This window comes from Bradyrhizobium macuxiense, assembly GCF_007993935.1.
Taxonomy (GTDB): domain Bacteria; phylum Pseudomonadota; class Alphaproteobacteria; order Rhizobiales; family Xanthobacteraceae; genus Bradyrhizobium; species Bradyrhizobium macuxiense_A.
The window spans coordinates 53,609-72,223 of sequence record NZ_VITY01000017.1; the positions used below are offsets into that span (position 1 = coordinate 53,609).

General features: G+C 66.3%; 20 protein-coding genes. 11 read left to right on the top strand and 9 right to left on the bottom strand.

The genetic code is table 11. From position 1 onward, the window contains the following. Window positions 1–26 precede the first annotated feature (26 nt). Entirely contained in the window at window positions 27–116 is a 90-nt protein-coding gene (locus FBZ93_RS34150; protein ID WP_016846764.1) for a K(+)-transporting ATPase subunit F, read from the bottom strand. A gap of 497 nt (window positions 117–613) precedes the next feature. Between FBZ93_RS34150 and FBZ93_RS34160 the strand changes: the two genes are divergently transcribed. The 6 genes from FBZ93_RS34160 (at window position 614) to FBZ93_RS34185 (ending at window position 4,964) form a co-directional block, all read left to right on the top strand. Further along, the gene (locus FBZ93_RS34160) at window positions 614–1,078 is read left to right on the top strand and encodes a hypothetical protein (protein WP_146991816.1); all 465 of its coding nucleotides are present in this window, start codon (window positions 614–616) and stop codon (window positions 1,076–1,078) included. A gap of 13 nt (window positions 1,079–1,091) precedes the next feature. Further along, on the top strand, window positions 1,092–1,367 hold the full coding sequence (locus FBZ93_RS34165) for a hypothetical protein (protein ID WP_146991817.1): 276 nt from the start codon (window positions 1,092–1,094) through the stop codon (window positions 1,365–1,367). A 114-nt stretch (window positions 1,368–1,481) separates the two neighbouring features. Next, window positions 1,482–1,736 (top strand): hypothetical protein, encoded by a 255-nt coding sequence (locus FBZ93_RS34170; protein ID WP_146991818.1) that lies wholly within the window; start codon window positions 1,482–1,484, stop codon window positions 1,734–1,736. A gap of 8 nt (window positions 1,737–1,744) precedes the next feature. Further along, complete coding sequence (gene dapA / locus FBZ93_RS34175) at window positions 1,745–2,686, top strand: 4-hydroxy-tetrahydrodipicolinate synthase (RefSeq protein WP_167529339.1); 942 nt, start codon at window positions 1,745–1,747, stop codon at window positions 2,684–2,686. A gap of 122 nt (window positions 2,687–2,808) precedes the next feature. After that, complete coding sequence (locus FBZ93_RS34180) at window positions 2,809–4,206, top strand: NfeD family protein (protein ID WP_146991819.1); 1,398 nt, start codon at window positions 2,809–2,811, stop codon at window positions 4,204–4,206. Further along, window positions 4,203–4,964, top strand: coding sequence for a slipin family protein (locus tag FBZ93_RS34185; protein ID WP_050426346.1), 762 nt, complete (start codon window positions 4,203–4,205; stop codon window positions 4,962–4,964). The genes FBZ93_RS34180 and FBZ93_RS34185 overlap by 4 nt, the downstream gene beginning before the upstream one ends. A gap of 9 nt (window positions 4,965–4,973) precedes the next feature. Here FBZ93_RS34185 and FBZ93_RS40890 read toward each other — a convergent pair whose 3' ends face one another. Both FBZ93_RS40890 and FBZ93_RS34190 read right to left on the bottom strand, forming a co-directional pair. Beyond that, entirely contained in the window at window positions 4,974–5,138 is a 165-nt protein-coding gene (locus tag FBZ93_RS40890) for a hypothetical protein (RefSeq protein WP_167529334.1), read from the bottom strand. Window position 5,139: 1 nt separating this feature from the next. After that, on the bottom strand, window positions 5,140–5,415 hold the full coding sequence (locus tag FBZ93_RS34190) for a hypothetical protein (protein ID WP_146991820.1): 276 nt from the start codon (window positions 5,413–5,415) through the stop codon (window positions 5,140–5,142). A 261-nt stretch (window positions 5,416–5,676) separates the two neighbouring features. Between FBZ93_RS34190 and corA the strand changes: the two genes are divergently transcribed. From corA to lon, 3 genes are all read left to right on the top strand, one after another. After that, on the top strand, window positions 5,677–6,693 hold the full coding sequence (corA, locus tag FBZ93_RS34195) for a magnesium/cobalt transporter CorA (RefSeq protein WP_146991821.1): 1,017 nt from the start codon (window positions 5,677–5,679) through the stop codon (window positions 6,691–6,693). 180 nt (window positions 6,694–6,873) lie between these two features. Then, window positions 6,874–7,281 carry an Hsp20/alpha crystallin family protein gene (locus FBZ93_RS34200; protein WP_146991822.1) on the top strand — a complete coding sequence of 136 codons (408 nt, stop codon included), beginning with the start codon at window positions 6,874–6,876 and terminating at the stop codon, window positions 7,279–7,281. An 11-nt stretch (window positions 7,282–7,292) separates the two neighbouring features. Next, a complete protein-coding gene (gene lon / locus FBZ93_RS34205; RefSeq protein WP_146991823.1) occupies window positions 7,293–9,668 on the top strand; it encodes an endopeptidase La in 2,376 nt (791 codons plus the stop codon). A 326-nt stretch (window positions 9,669–9,994) separates the two neighbouring features. Here lon and FBZ93_RS34210 read toward each other — a convergent pair whose 3' ends face one another. From FBZ93_RS34210 to mobB, 4 genes are all read right to left on the bottom strand, one after another. Next, entirely contained in the window at window positions 9,995–10,270 is a 276-nt protein-coding gene (locus FBZ93_RS34210; protein ID WP_146991824.1) for a hypothetical protein, read from the bottom strand. Between the two features lie 85 nt (window positions 10,271–10,355). Beyond that, on the bottom strand, window positions 10,356–12,011 hold the full coding sequence (locus FBZ93_RS34215) for an OFA family MFS transporter (protein ID WP_146991825.1): 1,656 nt from the start codon (window positions 12,009–12,011) through the stop codon (window positions 10,356–10,358). Window positions 12,012–12,332: 321 nt separating this feature from the next. Then, the gene (locus FBZ93_RS34220; RefSeq protein ID WP_146991826.1) at window positions 12,333–12,602 is read right to left on the bottom strand and encodes a sulfurtransferase TusA family protein; all 270 of its coding nucleotides are present in this window, start codon (window positions 12,600–12,602) and stop codon (window positions 12,333–12,335) included. 57 nt (window positions 12,603–12,659) lie between these two features. Then, the gene (gene mobB / locus FBZ93_RS34225) at window positions 12,660–13,187 is read right to left on the bottom strand and encodes a molybdopterin-guanine dinucleotide biosynthesis protein B (protein WP_146991827.1); all 528 of its coding nucleotides are present in this window, start codon (window positions 13,185–13,187) and stop codon (window positions 12,660–12,662) included. Between the two features lie 490 nt (window positions 13,188–13,677). On the opposite strand from mobB, the gene FBZ93_RS34230 reads away from it, so the two are divergent. Next, complete coding sequence (locus tag FBZ93_RS34230; protein WP_050426338.1) at window positions 13,678–13,989, top strand: hypothetical protein; 312 nt, start codon at window positions 13,678–13,680, stop codon at window positions 13,987–13,989. A gap of 106 nt (window positions 13,990–14,095) precedes the next feature. On the opposite strand, the gene FBZ93_RS34235 is transcribed toward FBZ93_RS34230, so the two are convergent. Then, window positions 14,096–16,057 (bottom strand): molybdopterin biosynthesis protein, encoded by a 1,962-nt coding sequence (locus FBZ93_RS34235; RefSeq protein ID WP_146991828.1) that lies wholly within the window; start codon window positions 16,055–16,057, stop codon window positions 14,096–14,098. Window positions 16,058–16,066: 9 nt separating this feature from the next. After that, complete coding sequence (locus tag FBZ93_RS34240; RefSeq protein ID WP_146991829.1) at window positions 16,067–17,176, bottom strand: molybdopterin-binding protein; 1,110 nt, start codon at window positions 17,174–17,176, stop codon at window positions 16,067–16,069. A 183-nt stretch (window positions 17,177–17,359) separates the two neighbouring features. Here FBZ93_RS34240 and FBZ93_RS34245 point away from each other — a divergent pair, with 183 nt between their 5' ends. Continuing rightward, a complete protein-coding gene (locus tag FBZ93_RS34245) occupies window positions 17,360–18,571 on the top strand; it encodes an ABC transporter substrate-binding protein (RefSeq protein ID WP_146991830.1) in 1,212 nt (403 codons plus the stop codon). The last annotated feature ends 44 nt before the right edge of the window (window positions 18,572–18,615 follow it).

The following is an 18,615-nucleotide window of genomic DNA, read 5'->3' on the forward strand; positions in this document are numbered from 1 at the left end:
TGCAAAGCGCTGACATCGCGGGCCGCCTAGAAGCGTTCGGGCCGCAGCAGCGCGTAGGTGAGGTAGAACAACAGGCCGAGCGAGACGAGGCCGGCGAGCGAGTAATCAAAGATCATCGTCGCCTCCGTTACAGCCGTTCGCAGGCGTAGGCGTAGCCGATGCCGGCCGCGAAGAAACCGATCGCGAGCGCCGCCATGAGAATGTCCATCATGAGAGACTCCTATGCATCCGAGCGGCGCGGGCGACCCTATAAGCGCTCCGCACCGGATCGCCGTGAGGTGCCATCCGACGCATAGGTTTTCGAGAGGTGACGCATAAGGACGTTATAGGAATCGTATAAGTGCCTAAGTGCCGCCAACGTTCTCAGCCGTCGTCCCGGCGAAGGCCGGGACCCATAACCACAGGGCCGAGTTTTGCGATGGCTGAGGCTCCAGCGCGACATGACAACTGAAATCGGTGGTTATGGGTCCCGGCCTTCGCCGGGACGACGCTGGGGTCTTTATGGAATCCCTATATCTCGGCCCCTTCCCTCATCTCGTTTTCCAACGGCCATCAGGGCCATTTTGAACCGTGCGGCCAGTGTGTTGGGCCGCGTGTAAAACGAGATGACACAATGTCCGTGCTATCGCAAAACACCTCCGCCGACCTCGGCGAACGGCTGCGCGACGCTTACGCGGTCACCGCCGAATTCATGGCCGAGATCGTCAACCAGACCTGCCGGCGCTTTCCTTCGGCCATGCAGAGCGGCAAGACCTCCCGCGTCGAGCGCCTGATCCAGTCCGGCGCGTGGACGGATGCGGCGATCGCGCTGCTCGATCTCGAGCTGCCGCAATGGCAGATCCGCCGCCTGGTCTATGACGAGGGCGTGTGGCACTGCGCCTTGTCGCGCGAACGCGAGCTGCCCGACTGGCTCGACCAGTCGATCGAGACCCATCACACGGATCTCGCGCTCGCGATCCTCTCCGGCTTTGTCGAGGCGCAGCGGATCTCGACGCCCGAGAACCGCACCAGCGTGCCGACCGTCCGTCGCGGCACCGATACGCCCTACGAGCCGCTGCTCGTCGACAATATCGGCTGACGGCAGCACGATCGTGAACGCGAAACAATTGCCGCAGCAGTTGCAGTCGGTCCATGTCATGGTCCGGTTCGGCTTCCGGCTTGCCATCATGATCGGTTTCGCCGTGTTCGCCGGCGCGGGTTTCGGCAGGGGCCTCATCACGCTGCTCTGGATGTCGGCCGTGATCTGCGCCTTCGCCGGGATTGCCAAGCGCGAAATGCCGTTGGCCGCAAACCTCAATCACTGGGACGAGATGACCGCGTATGTCGCGCTGTGCGCGCTCGGTACCGGCATCGTCCAACACACCTGAAGTCATCCCTCAAATCCTATGCCGCTCCTATGAAGTCGTCCGCCGCTAGCGCTCGATTTCATATCCGGCACAACAGACATTGAACGCGTGACTTCCACTTGAAGGACTACCAACGTGAAACTCGTCGAACCTCCCTCGTGTAGCGCAGCGTCCACCATCGTCTTCATCGGCCGCAATCACCGCGGCCAGTGGGTCGCCCAGCAGCAGAACGGCCTCTATGGCGGCCTGTTCGTCAACCGCGCCCAGGCCGTCAAATACGCGCTGTTCGAGAACGGCCAGCACCCCGAAATGATCGTCGAGCTGTCGCGTGAGATCGAGCTCGATATCAGCGGCGAGACCGCGCCCCTCCCCGCGAGCCGCGTGGCGTGAGCCGCCCGATGATCGCTCAGATAACATCGAGATGGGCATCGAAGGCTGATCCGGCCGAATGGCTGTCGGGCTTCATCCCCGATCTTCCGACCCCCTTCAACCACCGCGACGAGATCGACACCGATGCGTTCGGCCGGCTGTGCGAGCGTCAGATCGCGGCCGGCGCCTCGGCGCTGGTGGTCGGCGAGATCGCGGGTGAAAGCTCGACGCTGGAGCCCGCCGAGCGCGTGCAGCTGGTCGAGATCGCCGCCCGTGTCGCGCGCAAGCGGGCGCGCATCATCGCCGGCGCCGGTTCGAACGCGACGGATCGCGCCGTCACGTTCACACGAGCGGCGGAAGCGGCCGGCGCCGACGCCATCATGTCGGTCGTGCCTTACTACAACAAGCCGATGCCACGGGGCATGGCGGCGCATTTCCGCGACGTCGCCGCGGCCACGACACTGCCGATGATCCTGCACGACATTCCGTCGCGGACCGTGAAGGGCCTCGCGGACGAGACGCTGCTCGAGCTCGCCGCATCGCCGCGTTTCGCGGGATTGCGCGACGGCGGCGCAGATGTCGCCCGCCTCACACGCCTGCGCCCGCGCCTGCCCGCCACGTTCCGGATGCTGACCGGCGACGATAGTTCATCGCTCGCCTGGCTCGCCGCTGGTGGCGACGGCTGCATCTCGACCGTGGCGAACGTCGCGCCCGATCTCTACGTGGCCGTTTACCGGCATTTCCGCGCCGGCCAGCTGTATCAGGCGCGCGAGCTGCATCAGCGGCTGGTGCCGCTCGCAGCCCTGCTGGAGCGCGAGCATCCTGCCGCCCTGAAATTCGCGCTGGCGCTGCTGGGTTTCATGCAGCCGGCGACGCGACTGCCGATCGTGCAACTGGGTGCAACTGACAAGGCCGAGGTCGCCCAGGCTATGGCTGCGCTTGCCGACGAATATCTCGCCGCGGCGCAGTGAGTTCGCCGAGCCGCCGCGAGCCATCGCAATGCACAATGGCACGCGTCGGCTCCGCCCGTGACGCTGCACCATATTGAGGTTACGGAACCGCGCCCCATATCAACGGCAAGGGAGTGCTTGCCGTGCAGACCTTCAAGGCGGCTCTCGTTGTGGCGATCGCACTGGTCGCTCTGGTGGTTTGGATCGGTCCCGGTACGGCCGCGGACAACAACCGCCTTGCCCTGACCATTTCGATCGACGGCGCGATCGGCCCGGCATCGGCCAGCTACATCAAGGACGGCCTGGCCAAGGCGGCCGAGCGGCACGCCGAGGTCGTCATCCTGCGCCTGAACACGCCGGGCGGTCTCAGCACCAGCATGCGCGAGATCATCACCGATGTGCTGGCCTCGCCTGTCCCGGTCATCGGCTACGTTGCCCCCTCCGGCGCCCATGCCGCGAGCGCCGGGACCTACATCCTCTATGCGACCCACCTCGCGGCCATGGCGCCCGGCACCAATATCGGCGCCGCGACGCCGGTGCAGATTGGCGGCCCGCTACCGGGCCTGCCGGGCAGTACGCCGGACAAGGGTGGCAAGGAGCAGAAGGACGGAAGCAGCGCTGCCGAGCCGAAAGATGCCATGACGGCGAAGGTGACGAATGACGCCGTCGCCTTCATCCGCAGCCTCGCTGAATTGCGCGGCCGCAACGCCGACTGGGCCGAGAAGGCGGTGCGCGATGCCGCCACCCTCTCCACCAACGCCGCGTTGCAGGCCCATGTCATCGACTTCACCGCGCATGATCCGGCCGACCTGCTGAGGCAGGTCGATGGCCGGACGGTGGAGCTCGCCGGCGGCAAGACGCAGCGCCTGGCGACCAGGGATGACGTGATCGAAGCCATCGATCCCACCTGGATCTCGCGCGTGCTCGCGGTCATCACCGACCCCAACATCGCGTTCGTGCTGCTGATGGTCGGGATCTACGGCCTGATCTTCGAGTTCATGTCGCCCGGTGCCGTGGCACCCGGGGTGGTCGGCACGATCTGCCTGCTGGTCGGCCTCTACGCGCTCAACATGCTGCCGATCAATTACGCCGGCTTCGCCCTGATGCTGGTCGGGATCGCGCTGCTCGCGATCGAGGCCTTCAACCCGACCGTCGTGATCGGCCTTGGCGGCATCGTCGCCTTCGTGCTGGGAGCCGCCATGCTGTTCCGGATCGAGGCGCCCGGATACCGCCTGTCGTGGCCGCTCATCGCCATCGTGGCGGCGATGTTCACCGGGCTCATCCTCGTCGTGCTGGGCGCGCTGCGCCGCGCACGCAACGGCCCGCTGCGGACAGGTGCGCAAGCCATGCGCGGGCTATCGGCCGAGGTCCTCGACTGGTCCGAGACATCAGGTCACGTCTTCACCAATGGCGAGCGCTGGCAAGCGCGCGGCACCGAGACGTTCAAGGCGGGAGAGACGGTCGAGGTCGCCAACATCATCGATTTGACGCTGGTCGTGCGGCGTGCGCCGGCATCCGCCGGCGAAGGAGGTACAGCATGATGCTTGATTATTTCACCTACGGGGCGGTCGCGCTGCTCGTGATCATCTTCCTGACCCAGGCGGTGCGGGTGCTGCGCGAGTACGAGCGCGGCGTCATCTTCACGCTCGGCCGTTTCACCGGGGTGAAGGGCCCGGGGCTGATCATCCTGATTCCGGTGGTGCAGCAGCTGGTGAAGGTCGATCTCAGGGTGATGGTGCAGGTGGTGCCGCCGCAGGACGTGATTTCCCGCGACAACGTCTCGGTCAAGGTCAACGCCGTGCTCTACTTCCGCATCGTCGATCCCGAGCGCGCCATCATCAAGGTCGGCGACTACATGGCCGCGACCAGCCAACTCGCCCAGACCACCCTGCGCTCGGTGCTCGGCAAGCACGAGCTCGACGAGATGCTGGCCGAACGCGACAAGTTGAACGCCGATATCCAGGAGACCCTCGACAAGCAGACCGACGTCTGGGGCATCAAGGTCACCGCGGTCGAGATCAAGGACATCGACATCAACGAGACCATGGTGCGGGCGATCGCCAAGCAGGCCGAAGCAGAACGGTTGCGGCGCGCCAAGGTGATCAACGCGATGGGCGAGCAGCAGGCCGCCGAGAAGCTGGTCGAGGCCGGCCGGATCCTCGCCCAGGAGCCGCAGGCGATGCAGCTGCGCTATTTCGCGGCGCTGCATGACATCGCCGGCGAGCGCTCCTCAACCGTGGTATTCCCGCTGCCGATGAACCTGCTCGATCACCTGGCGCCGCGACGTGAAGCGACGTGATCGGGCTTGCTAATGCCCGCGATGCTTGGCCCGCCAGGCTGGCCCCGGTCCGCGCATGTAATGCGCCTCGGGCCGGTACCCGCTGATCGGCTCCTCGCCGATCCAGGCCAGGAACTTGAGCAGCCCCTCTGCGGCCCGACGCAGCACGGCGGCCATAAACGACGCTGCGCGCATCTCAATAGTCCCACTTCTCGCCGAGCACGGCCGGTGCCCGCGGATATCCCTCGGCATCGACGCCGGGCATGTCAGCATTGAGATGGGTCCGCGCCCAATCCTCATGGCCACGATGCAGCAGCAGCTCGTTGCGCAGCCGATGGATCTTGGCGGCGGCAATCGCGCGGTGAACAGTCCTGAAGGCCACGCCGATCCGCCGGACCGTCCGCTTCAGGACCGGACCGACCGCACCGGTCGAACCGCGCGGCCGGACGTCGTGTAAACGGAGCGAGCTCATGTCCCACCTTCCTGTCGGCGGCGCGCGACAGCGCACCTCGTCATGGCAAAAAGATGCTGGGACGGCCGTAGGAATTCGAGAGGGCACGCCGCGGTGCGGCATAGGAGCCGCATAAAGACCGGCCAGCCCCTGGCAACCCGTCGTGACGAGCCCGGCAAGGCGGAACGCGACGTCCCGGCGCGTGTTGACCAGCTTCTATTCGGTGCTAGCCTTTTCGATTGCGAATTGTCGTTTCCGATGGCCGCGTCGAGGGTGAAGACCATGGACCTCGTATCGCCAAATGTCGCAACCGCCGGGCCCGTCCACTCCGATGGCGTGATCGCGGCAGGCGCCTATGTCGAGGGCCGACGCGTCGCCAATATCGCGATCGACGAGGCCGCAGGCTGGCGCAACAAGCCGGATCACGTGGTGTGGATCGGCCTGCACGAACCCGACATGACGCTGCTGAAAAGCCTGCAGCGGCAATTCCAGCTGCACGACCTCGCGATCGAGGACGCCGATCACGCGCATCAGCGGCCGAAGATCGAGCAATACGGCGACGCGTTGTTCATCGTGGCGCGCACCGCGCAGCTCGAGGGCGAGAACATCTCGTTCGGCGAGACGCATCTGTTCGTCGGCGAGGGCTATATCGTCTCGGTGCGCCACGGCGCCTCGACATCCTACGCGCCGGTCCGCGAACGCTGCGAGAGCTGCCCGCGCGCGCTTGCCCGCGGTGAGGACTACATCCTCTATGCCATCCTCGATTTCATCGTCGACAACTACTCGCCGGTGCTCGAGACCATCCAGGACGAGGTCGAGAGGATGGAGGCCGAGGTGCTGGCGAGCGCGATGACGCGAGCCCAGATCGAACGGCTCTACCTGCTGCGACGCGACCTGCTGCGGCTGCGCAACGCAGTCGGGCCGCTCGTCGAAGTCTGCCGCAGGCTGGAGCGCGACGACCTGCCGATGGTGCGCGTCACGATGCGTCCGCTGTTCCGCGACGTCACCGACCATGTCCGCACCATCCAGGAGCGGATCGACTCGCTGCGCGAGGTGCTCGCCTTTGCGTTTGAAGCAAGCCTGCTGGTCGGTCAGGCCCAGGAAACCGCGATCTCCAAGAAGCTCGCCTCGTGGTTGGCGATCGTCGCGGTGCCGACCGCCGTCGCCGGCATCTACGGCATGAATTTCAAGTACATACCGGAGCTGCAATGGGAGTACAGCTATTTCGTCGTGATGGGCCTGATGCTGGCCGCGTGCGTCGCGCTGTTCTGGCGATTCCGGCGTTCAGGCTGGCTGTAGGCCGCGACCGACATTGAGCCAACCCGGCCCACGCAAATCGCTGCGGCGCATCGCAGCCATGCGGCAAATCGTGACATTTTTGGACAATCCTGCCGCCGCTCGGCAGCGCCCGGAGCCACCGGTTTACGGTCGGCTGCAAGACCGGTAACGTTGCCTCCCAATGCGACGTGGAGAGTGCCGATGCGGCCCAAGGATCAGATCAACTGGATGCTGACGGATGCGATCGAGGCGCTCGCCCGCGCCGAACGGTTGCACCAGAGCTTCCTCAATTTGCACCCGAGCGCGGGCACCAGCGAGCCGAGCTGGGAACCGCCGATGGACGTGATCGAGACCGAGGAGGAGATCCTGATCCTGGTCGCGCTGCCGGGCGTCGATCCCGACGAGGTCGAGGCCGCGCTCGATGGCGGCACGCTGGTGATCTCCGGCCGCCGCATCCTGCCCTCCGAGCTGCGCAACGCCCGCATCCTGCGCCTCGAGCTGCCGCAGGGCCGCTTCGAGCGGCGCATCGCGCTGCCGACCGGCCGCTACACCATCAGCCGCTTTGTCGCGCATGGCTGCGTCGGCCTGCGGCTCGGAAAATCGAGCTAGAGGATTTCGCCATGGCTGCTTCAGACGTTTCAAGCCCGGCGAGCTCGGCGCCGATCCCGAGCGACGCGACGATCATCGTCCCGGTGCGCAACACCGTGCTGTTTCCGGACGTCATCATCCCGATCACGATCGCCCGCGCGACCTCGATTGCCGCTGCCCAGCAGGCGGTGCGCGAGCAGCGGCCGATCGGCATCCTGCTGCAGCGTGATCCCGAGGCCAACGATCCCGGCCCCGACGGACTCTATCGCGTCGGCACCATCGCCAACATCGTGCGCTACATCACCGGCGCCGACGACAGCCATCACCTGGTCTGCCAGGGCGTGCAGCGCATGCGCGTGCTCGATTACCTGCCCGGCACGCCGTTCCTTGCGGCGCGCGTGCTGCAGATCCCGGAGCCGACCACCACCTCGCCCGAGATCGAGGCGCGCTTCCTCAATTTGCAGCGCCAGGCGCTGGAGGCCGCGCAGCTCTTGCCGCAGACGCCGCCCGAGTTGATCGCAGCGCTTCAGGGCACGACGTCGCCGGCAACCCTCGCCGATCTTGCGACCTCCTACATGGACATCAAGCCGCTGGAGAAGCAGGACATCCTCGAGACCATTGACCTCGTGGCGCGGATGGACAAGGTCTCGCGGCATCTCGCCGAGCGCATCGAGGTGCTGCGGCTGAGCCAGGAGATCGGGCAGAAGACCAAGGCGGTGTTCGACGAGCGGCAGCGCGAGGCGATCCTGCGCGAGCAGATGGCGACCATCCAGCGCCAGCTCGGCGAAGGCGACGGCAAGGCGGCTGAAGTCGCCGAGCTGACCAAGGCGATCGCAGAAGCCAAGATGCCGCCGGAAGCCGAGGGCCAGGCGCAAAAGGAATTGCGCCGCTACGAGCGGATGCCGGAGGCCGCGGCCGAATCCGGCATGGTGCGCAGCTATCTCGACTGGCTGATCGACCTGCCCTGGAGCATTCCGGAGGAAAAGCCGATCGACATCGCCGAGGCGCGCAAGATCCTCGACCAGGACCATTATGGCCTCGAGAAGATCAAGAGCCGCATCATCGAATATCTCGCGGTGCGCAAGCTCGCGCCCGGCGGCAAGGCGCCGATCCTCTGCTTCCTCGGGCCGCCCGGCGTCGGCAAGACCTCGCTCGGGCAATCGATCGCGCGCGCGATGTCGCGGCCGTTCGTTCGTGTCAGCCTTGGTGGCGTGCACGACGAGGCCGAGATTCGCGGCCATCGCCGCACCTATATCGGCGCGCTGCCCGGCAACATCATCCAGGCGATCAAGAAGGCCGGGGCGCGCAATTGCGTGATGATGCTGGACGAAATCGACAAGATGGGCCGCGGCATCCAGGGCGATCCGTCGGCGGCGATGTTAGAGGTGCTCGATCCCGAGCAGAACAGCACGTTCCGCGACAATTACCTCGGCGTGCCGTTCGATCTGTCGCGCGTCGTCTTCATCGCCACCGCCAACATGCTCGACGGCGTCCCCGGCCCGCTGCTCGACCGCATGGAGCTGATCAGCCTCGCCGGCTATACCGAGGACGAGAAGCTCGAGATCGCCAAGCGCTATCTGGTGCGCCGCCAGCTCGAGGCCAACGGCATCAAGGCCGAGCAGGTCGAGATCGATCCGGACGCGCTGCGGCTGATCATCAAGAGCTACACCCGCGAGGCCGGCGTCCGCAACCTCGAGCGCGAGATCGGCAAGGTGCTGCGCAACGTCGCGGTGCAGATCGCCGAAGGCAGCACCAGCCACGTCACGATCGCGCCAAAGGACATCGTGTCGCTGCTCGGCCAGCCCAGGTTCGAGAACGAGATCGCGCAGCGCACCAGCATCCCCGGCGTTGCCACCGGCCTTGCCTGGACCCCGGTCGGCGGCGACATCCTGTTCATTGAGGCCTCGCGCACGCCGGGCCGCGGCGGACTGACGATCACCGGACAGCTCGGCGACGTCATGCGTGAGAGCGTGCAGGCCGCGCTGACGCTGGTGAAGGGCCGTGCATCGCAGCTCGGCATCGACCCGGCGATCTTCGAGCGGAGCGACATCCACGTCCACGTGCCTGCCGGCGCGACGCCGAAGGACGGCCCGAGCGCAGGTGTCGCGATGTTCACCGCCCTCACCTCGCTGCTGACCGACCGCACCGTGCGCAGCGACACCGCGATGACCGGCGAGATCTCGCTGCGCGGCCTCGTGCTTCCGGTCGGCGGCATCAAGGAGAAGGTGGTCGCCGCCGCGGCCGCGGGCCTGACCCGGGTGATGCTGCCGGCGCGCAACAAGCGCGACTACGACGACATCCCCGCGGGCGCCCGCGCCAAGCTGGAGTTCATCTGGCTCGAACGGGTCGACGAGGCGATCGCCGCCGCGCTCGAACCCGCCAAGGCGACGCCCGCCGCGGCGGAGTGATGGTTGCCGCGCAAGGCTCAAACATCTCGCCCGGGGCCACCCCTCTCCCCAACCCTCCCCCGCAAGGGGGGAGGGAGCCTGACCAGCGTGCTCACCTGACGTTACGTCGCGCAAAAAGCACAGGCGATGTCTGGGTAGCTGCATGAATCTCTCATGCATGCGAAGCGCTATGAGCACCAACTTCGTTTGAAGGCATCTGCCGCGTACGTGTTGGGGAGGCACCGGCCGAAGGGTTCCCTCCCCCCTTGCGGGGGAGGGTTAGGGAGAGGGGTGCCGCACGGCGCGCTCTCTCAACTCGATCCTCGTCGCGCTCAGAGCGACGGCGCTCAGCTCTTGCCCATGCAATCTGAAATGTAGAACCAGCGGTCGTCGCCGGTCAGGCCCTTCTGCTTCACCTCTTTGCGGCAGGCCTTCAGCTTGGGCTTGTTGGCGCGCCACTGCGCCTTCATCGCCTTCAGCTTCTCCATCGTCAGCTTCATCTTCGACGGCTTGGCCGTCGTGGCGGCCGGTGCCGGCGCGGCTGGCGCTGCGGTCTGGGCCGACGCGGTATGAAGTCCCAGGGCGAGCAGCGCGGCGGCAAGACATATCCGGGTGCGTAACATTGAAATCCCCCAATCTCATTTCATTGAATAAGGCCAACGCCGCAGGCGCCGGAGCATCGGCAACCTGCGGCGATGATTGTCGCGATCAGAGAATTTTGACCGCGCTGAGCAGCGTCATGTAGATGCCCCAGGCCAGCGGAATGCCCACGAACAGCCAGAACAACGCGGCCTTGGCGTCGAGCCCGCCAAACCCGATCCCGTAGGAGCCGTGCGGTCCGGCCGCGGCCGCGCTCGCACTCGCGTCCTGCAGCTTGGCGACCTCGGCGTCGCTCATGTGCCACTTCGGATCGACCGGCTTGATCAGGTAATTGCAGATCAGGCCCGCGATCAGCATGCCGCACAGGATGTACATCGTGGTGTTGTAGAGCTGGTCGCGCGGCACGCCGGCAGCCAGTTGGAACTCACGCAGATAATTCACGACCACGGGACCGATGATGCCCGCGGTCGACCATGCCGTCAGCAGCCGGCCGTGGATCGCACCGACGAACTGGGTGCCGAACATATCGGCGAGATAGGCCGGCACGGTGGCGAAGCCGCCGCCGTACATCGACAAGATGATGCCGAAGCCGAGCACGAACAGCAGTTTCGATCCCATCGCTGCAAAGGTCGGCGCCAGCGCGTAGAGCACGATGCCGAGAATGAAGAACGTGTAGTAGGTGTTCTTGCGGCCGATCTTGTCCGACAGCGACGCCCAGAAGAAGCGGCCGCCGATGTTGAACAGCGACAACAGGCCGGCAAAGCCGGCGGCGATCGCCGCGATCTGCGCCTTCTGTCCGGCATCGAGTTGGTTGAAACCGACACTGGGCAGGCCGATGAGCTTGCCGGCAAAGATCTCCTGGAGCATCGGCGAGGCCATGCCGATCACGCCGATGCCGGCCGACACGTTCAGGCAGAGCACCCACCAGATCAGCCAGAACTGCGGCGTCTTGTGCGCATTGTCGAGATGAACGTTCTTGGTCGAGATCATCGCATTGGCCTTGGCCGGCGGAGTCCAGCCTTCGGGCTGCCAGCCGGCCGGCGGGATGCGGTAGCGGAACGCGCCGATCATCATGAACACGAAGTAGATCGCCCCCATGACGAGGAAGGTTTCCCAGACGCCGACCGAGGTCGGGGTCTTGAAATAGTTCATCAGCTTGTCCGCCAGCGGCGCACCGATCATCGCGCCGCCGCCGAAGCCCATGATGGCCATGCCGGTCGCCATGCCGCGGCGGTCGGGGAACCATTTCACCAGCGTCGACACCGGCGAGATGTAGCCGAGGCCGAGGCCAACTCCGCCGATCACGCCGGAGCCGAGCCACATCAGCCAGAGCTGGTGCGTGTAGACGCCGAGCGCGCCGATCACGAGGCCGCCGGCCCAGCACAACGCCGCGACGAAGCCGGCCTTGCGCGGACCGACCTTCTCGAGCCAGCCGCCCCAGATCGCGGCGGAGACGCCGAGCAGCACGAAGAACAGCGTGTACATCCAGCCGAGGCTCGCGACCTTCCAGTCGCAAGTGGTCGTGAACAGCTCCTGGACCAGCGAGATGTCGGGGCAGGCCTTCGGCGCGGTCAGCCCGATCGCGCGCGACAGCGGCAGCCAGAACACCGAGAAGCCATAGGCCATGCCGATGCACAGATGGATGCACAGCGCGGCCGGCGGCACCAGCCAACGGTTGAAGCCGGCGGTCGCGATCGTGTGTTCCTTGTCTAGGAAACCTGCGCCTGCCGCGGATACGCGTCCGGCGCTGCTCACTGCGGTCATTGATACCTCCCCTGCAGCCGCCATTACGTCAGGCGCATCTGCGTCTTCGATCCCGTCTCAGCCCTTGCGGCCGCCGTCAGGCAGCTGCGCCGCACATTCCCTCGATGCGCCGGGACCAACCACGCGCATTCCGGGAATGTTAACCCCCAATACGATCGGATATGCCAAGCCGTGCAGCCTGAACTGGACGCAGGCCGGCCGTTGTCCGCCGATGTGCCCAGATCCGGGCACAACTCCACCTCCGCGATCCGGCGGAGATTATCAATTCGCGCAGAATGGAAAATAGGTGTCGATAGGCAAATGGTAGATATCAAGATGCATCTAGCGCGTACGCGGCGCTGCAGCATTTGAAATACCTATCGCTCCATTCATCTTCTCGATCAGGAAAACGATCCGGACATCGCTTCGTTCGGTGATCTCGACCTTGTCGCCGGTCTCCTGGATCAGGGCCGGGATGTCGATCACCGAAAGCGGATCGGTGCAGTGCACCTCAAGGAAATCTCCCGCCGTTACGCTCCGGAGGGCTTTGCGCGTCTTCAGCGCGGGCAGCGGGCATTTCAGGCCGGTGAGATCGAGTTTGGTCGTCGTCATGGCGCGACCATGGCGAAGCGGCTGCGCATCGTCAACGGCGGCACGGTCCCACCCTGGTCAGTTTTCGGCCGAGGCCGACGCGAGCACATCGTCGACCGGAATCGCCGAACGCAGCATCAATTCGGCCACGTCCTCGATGTCGTCGAGATGCACGACCGGCAGCGTGGTCTCAACGGCAACATCGCTGGCGATCCCGACCACGCGCGGGTCGTCGGGGAACAGCAGCGGCTTGCCGTTGGCGGCGCGGTACACCTCGATCTTGCTGACCGGCTCGCGCTTGAATCCCTCGACCACGACCAGGTCGACGCGCGCCATCTTGGCGAGCAATTCCGGCAGCCGCGGCTCGCTCGCGCCGCGCAGCTCGTGCATCAGCGCCCAGCGCCGGGTCGAGGACACCAGCACCTCGGTCGCGCCGGCCTGCCGGTGCACCCAGGAGTCCTTGCCGGGCACGTCGACATCGAATTCGTGATGCGCGTGCTTGATCACGGAGACGCGCAGGGCCCGGCCCAGCAGATGGGGGATCACCCGCGACAGCAGGGTGGTCTTTCCGGCGCCGCTCCACCCTGCGAGGCCAATCACTTTCATCCGCGTCTCCGAAGCCACATAGCGTCTGCGCTGCTTATATCAGCCTTGACGCAATGTCATGCCAGCCTCGCCGGCGGATTGGATCCGGCTAGGCTCCTGAGCACACCCGCCCCTGCTACGAGTTGACAGGACGCCCCGGCTTGGCAGGCCTTGCCGACCGGCTCTCCCTCGGAGGCTGGAAACGCGCCCGGAGCCGCTTCCGCGGACGCTGCGTGGCGACCGCCAGCACCTCTTCCAGCGTTGTGTTCCTAAAACGAAGCCTTCTCAACATCGCACCGCTCCCTGAGCGGAAGCCCCACTCAGCCACGCCGCCTGCGACACAGCTCACGTCGGCGATAATGGATAACCTACGACGGGACGGTTTGCTCCAAGCGCACCATCGCCTCCGTCTCATGTCGCGCGCCATCCCTCTATCCAACGGATATACCTCGAAGTTTCCAATGCGCCGCGCGACCGGAACACGATAAAATGCGTCCCCGGAGGATCACGTATGCCGCGCTCGCCTTCGATCGTGCCGCATCAAATCGACCACGACACCTATCTGGTGCTGAACGATTTCGGCCGGCTTGGCCGTGCCTGGTGCGAAACCGACGAAGAAGGCGCCGACCGGAAGACACTGATCCGGCGTCTGCTGGATGACCAATACAGCCATCCGGTCCGCATCGTGGCCTTCAACACCAACGAGGGCTGGTCCCGCGACGTGACGACCGACATCGCCGACGAGCTTCGGCGCCGTTTCGTCGAATATGAGGAGGTCCCGCGCTCCGTGCTGGAGTTCGTGGAGACCGCCATGCGGCACTGAGCCGGAGCCTCCATGTCGCGAGGCCGCGCCACGATCCCGTTCGCAATCCAATGCGGTGGTTATGGGTCCTGGCTTTCGCCAGGACGACAGCGGTGGATGCGGAGCACTACGCCGGCCTGAACCCCGCCGCCGTCAGCGCAGCGCGGCCCTCCTGCGATGCCAGTGCGTCGAGAAAGGCCTGCACCGCGGGCCGTTGCTTGCGCGCCGTCACCAGCGCAAAGTCGTAATGCTCTTCGGCCAGCGGAATGAAACCGAGCCCGGACGCGTGCGCGACCGGCGCGATGGTCATGCCCCAGTCGGCGCGATGCTGCGCCACCGCGGCCGCAACGGCGTTGTGCGAGCGCGGCTGATTCCAGTAGCCGTCGGGCCGGCTGCCTGCCAGCAGGCGATCGATCAGGATACGCGTGCCGGCGCCCTGGTTGCGGTTGACCATGATGCAGGCGGGATCGGCGAGCGCGGCGCGCACCGCCTCCGCTGCGCTCAGGCCGGCAAAGCGCGTGTCGTCCTGGCGGAACACGAAGCCCTGCATGCGCCGCCAGCCCGGCACCAGCTCGAGGCCGTCGGCCAGATACGGCGTGTTGTAGGTCCCGGTCTTGTCGTCGAACAGATGGATCGGGGCGAGATCGCATTCGCCGCGCTTGGCGGCCGCGAGCCCGCCAAGGCTGCCGACCGCGATCGAACGCACCACGAGGCCGGCATGCGCCAGCGGCGCGGTGACGAGATCGAGCCCGGTGCAATGGCTGCCGACGATGACGAGATCGGGCACCCGCACATGCGGCGTGAACAGCGTCACCTCGGCCTCGCTGCCGGCCGGCAACTGGTCGGCAAGCGCCTCGATCTTGAGGAAGCCGTCGGCCTGTGCAAACGAGGTGATCGCGCCCGAGCCCTTGCCGCCGGGATAGGCGATCAGGCCATCAGTGCCTTCGACCAGCGACACCATCACGAACTCGGTGCGCCCGAGCTCGGAGGCGATGCGCACCGGCACCCTCGCCGCGACTTTGGCATCGGAGCGCGGCGGCAGGCCGGCCAACCGCCGCAGCACCGGCACGATCATGTCGTGGAAGGTGAACATCGCCGAGGTCGGAAAGCCCGGCAGGATTACCACCGGCTTGCCGTTGCAGACCGCAAGACACAGCGGCTTGCCGGGTTTGAGCGCCACGCCATGCGCAATGATGCCGGGCTTGCCGAGCCTTGCGATGATCCGGTGCGAGACGTCGCCCGCCCCCTTGGAGGTGCCGCCGGACAGCACCAGCATGTCGCTGTCCGCCAGTGCCTCGCGCATCGCGGCTTCCAGCGTGGCCTCATTGTCCGTGATGGCGCCGAGGAACGCCGCGTCACCGCCGTTCTCGGCAATCGCCGCGGTGACGATCGCACCATTGGTGTCGTAGATCGCGGCCGGCCGCAGCACCTCGCCCGGCTGCACCAATTCGTCGCCGGTCGAGAGGATCGCAACGCGCGGACGGCGTGCCACCGCAACTTCGGCGATGCCGCAGGCCGCGAGCATGCCGATCTCGCGCGAGCCGATGATCGTTCCCGCGCGCAGCAGCGCCTCGCCACGCGCGATGTCGGAGCCGGCATAGGACACGAACTGTCCGGGCGATACCGCACGCCGGACCTCGATGGCGCCGTTGCCGCCCCCTTGGCCCACCGGCTGGGTGTGCTCGACCATCACGATCGCGTCCGCGCCGCGCGGCACCGGGCCGCCGGTCGCAATCGCGGTGGCGGTGCCCGGAACCACAGTCCGGGTCGGCGCGGTGCCGCAGGCGATGGTCTCGTCGTTCAGAGCGAGGCGCACCGGCGCGCCTTCGCCTGCGCGCGCAAGATCGGCCGAGCGCACCGCAAAGCCGTCGACATTGGAGCGATCGAACGGCGGCACGTCGATCGGCGCCGTCACGTCATCCGCCAGCGCACGGCCGAGCGCATCGGCGAGCAGCCGCGTCTCCGACGGCAATGGGCGCGGGAACAGCGCCGCCTCGAAGCGCGCGATCGCCTCCTCGCGCGACAGGATGGTCAGGAACTGGTCCTGCTCAACGGAGGGATTGGGTTTCGGCGTGAAAATATTAGTCATCTCGGGAACTCACTCCCGCAACATATAGGCATCGACCACCGTGCCCGCAGCGAAGCCCTCCGCGCCGCCGGGCACGATCAGCAGGGCTTCGGCGCGTGCGATGGCGTCGAGTGACAGATCGGCGATCGCAAGCGTGGCCCAGCTCCCCTCCTGACGCGTCAGCAGCACGACCTCAGCTATCCCGACGCCGGAGGCGATCTTGCGTTCCAGCGGCAGCGCCAGCGTCTTGCGCGGGCGCCGGCCCGACAGGCGATCGAGCAGGGGAAGCGCAATCGCCCACCAGGCCGCGAAAGCCTGATCCGGCGCGCCCGGCAAGGCGACGACCGGCGTTGCATCGATCCGGCCGACCGCCGCGGTGCGGCCGGGCTGCAGGGCTATGCCGTACGCGATCAGCGTGCCGCGCGTTGCCAGCACGTTGACCATCGCATCCGTATGCCCAACACCGGTGCCGCCGATCGTGATGATCAGGTCGCAATCATCTGCCGCGAGCGCGTTGGCAATCGCGGTCACATCCGGCGCCGCCTCGGCGCAGGCGATTGCAGCGCCCGCGAACTGCGCAGTGTCAGCGATCAGCTGCGCGGTCAGCTCACCGTTGGAGATGTTGACGATGCGAAGCCGGGGCCGTCGTACACGCAACAGGTCCAGCCCGGCCGCGCGTGCGAGCAGCAGACCGCGCGGCAGCAGCGGCTCGCCGGCGGCGATCACGGCACGTCCGGCGGCAATGTCGCTGCCGGCACGCCGGACGCCCTGCCCCGGAACGGCTTCGGCAAGCACCTGCGGAAGCGGACCGGAAACATCGACGGCATCGGCGTCGACCACGCAGTCGGTGCCGTCGGGCATCGCCGCACCGGCCTCGACCCAGACCGGGAGTGCGGCGAGCGGCAACGGCGCATAGGAGGACGCACCGACCAGGTCATCGGCGCGCATCGCCCAGCCGTCGCCGACGGCGACATCGTGCGGCGGACAGGCGCGCAAGGCCGGCATCTCGGCGGCAATGCATCGCAAGGCCTCGGTCAGCGGCAGCTCGATCGGCCGGACCGGCGCGAGGTCGCGCAGCACGGCCGCGAGCGCCGCATCGAGCGGGGTGAGCGAAGCCGGGAGGCGCTGGGCAGTGACCATGGCCCGCTATGGACCGAATCGACCCCGAAAGAAACCGCCTCGCACCGGTCCGGACCTGCGTCATTAGACCGATGGCGCGTTGACGGAGCCCCCAATATAGTTGCAAAAGAAACCAATATAACCGGGTTCCAGAGGCCCGGGACAACCATAATGGCCAATGCGCCAGTTCAGGAGGGAGACAGAATGATCGCCACCAGACTAGCCGTGTTCGGGACGCTCGCAGCCGCGCTGCTGGCCTCCTCGGCCGCATCAGCCCAGGTATCCGACGACATCGTCAAGATCGGCGTGCTGACCGACATGAACGGCCCGGCCTCGACGCCGACCGGACAGGGCTCGGTCACCGCCGCGCAGATGGCGGTCGATGATTTCGGCGGCAAGGTGCTCGGCAAGCCGATCTCGGTGATCGTCGGTGATCACCAGCTCAAGCCGGACATCGGCGCGACCATCGCGCGGCGCTGGTATGACGTCGATCAGGTCGACCTCATCGTCGACGTGCCGGTTTCGGCGGTCGGCCTCGCGGTGCAGAACATCGCCAACGAGAAGAAGAAGCTATTCATCACGCACTCGACCGGCGCGACCGATTTCCATGGCAAGTTCTGCTCGCCCTACGCTATGCAGTGGGTGTTCGACACCCGCGCGCTCGCGGTCGGCACCGCGCAGGAGGTGGTGAAGCGCGGCGGCGACAGCTGGTTCTTCATCACCGACGATTATGCGTTCGGCCATTCGCTGGAGAAGGACGCCTCCGCGATCGTGACCAAGAACGGCGGCAAGGTGCTCGGCGCGGTGCGGCCGCCGTTTGCGACGCCCGATCTGTCGTCCTTCATCCTTCAGGCGCAGGCCTCGAAGGCCAAGATTATCGGCATTGCCGGCGGACCACCGAACAATACCAACGAGATCAAGACCGCCGCCGAGTTCGGCGTCTTCGCCGGCGGCCAGCAGATGGCGGCGCTGCTGGCCTTGATCACCGACATCCACTCGATCGGGCTGTCGGCCGCGCAGGGCCTGTTGCTGACCACCTCGTTCTACTGGGACATGGACGACAAGACCCGGGAGTGGTCGAAGCGCTATTTCGCCAAGATGAACCGGATGCCGACGATGTGGCAGGCCGGCGTCTACTCCTCCGTGACCGCCTATCTGAACGGGATCAAGGATGCCGGCACCGACGATCCGCTCAAGGTCGCGGCCAAGATGCGCGAGAAGCCGGTCGAGGATTTCTTCGCCCGCAATGGCAAACTGCGCGAAGACAATCTGATGGTGCACGACCTCTGGCTGGTCCAGGTCAAGACCCCGGCCGAGTCGAAATATCCGTGGGACTATTACAAGATCCTGGCCAAGATCTCGGGCGAGGACGCGTTCGGCCCGCCGGACCCGGCGTGTTCGATGGTGAAGAAATAGGCCAATAGCGAACAGGGAGTGGCGAATAGCGATGGCGATGAATC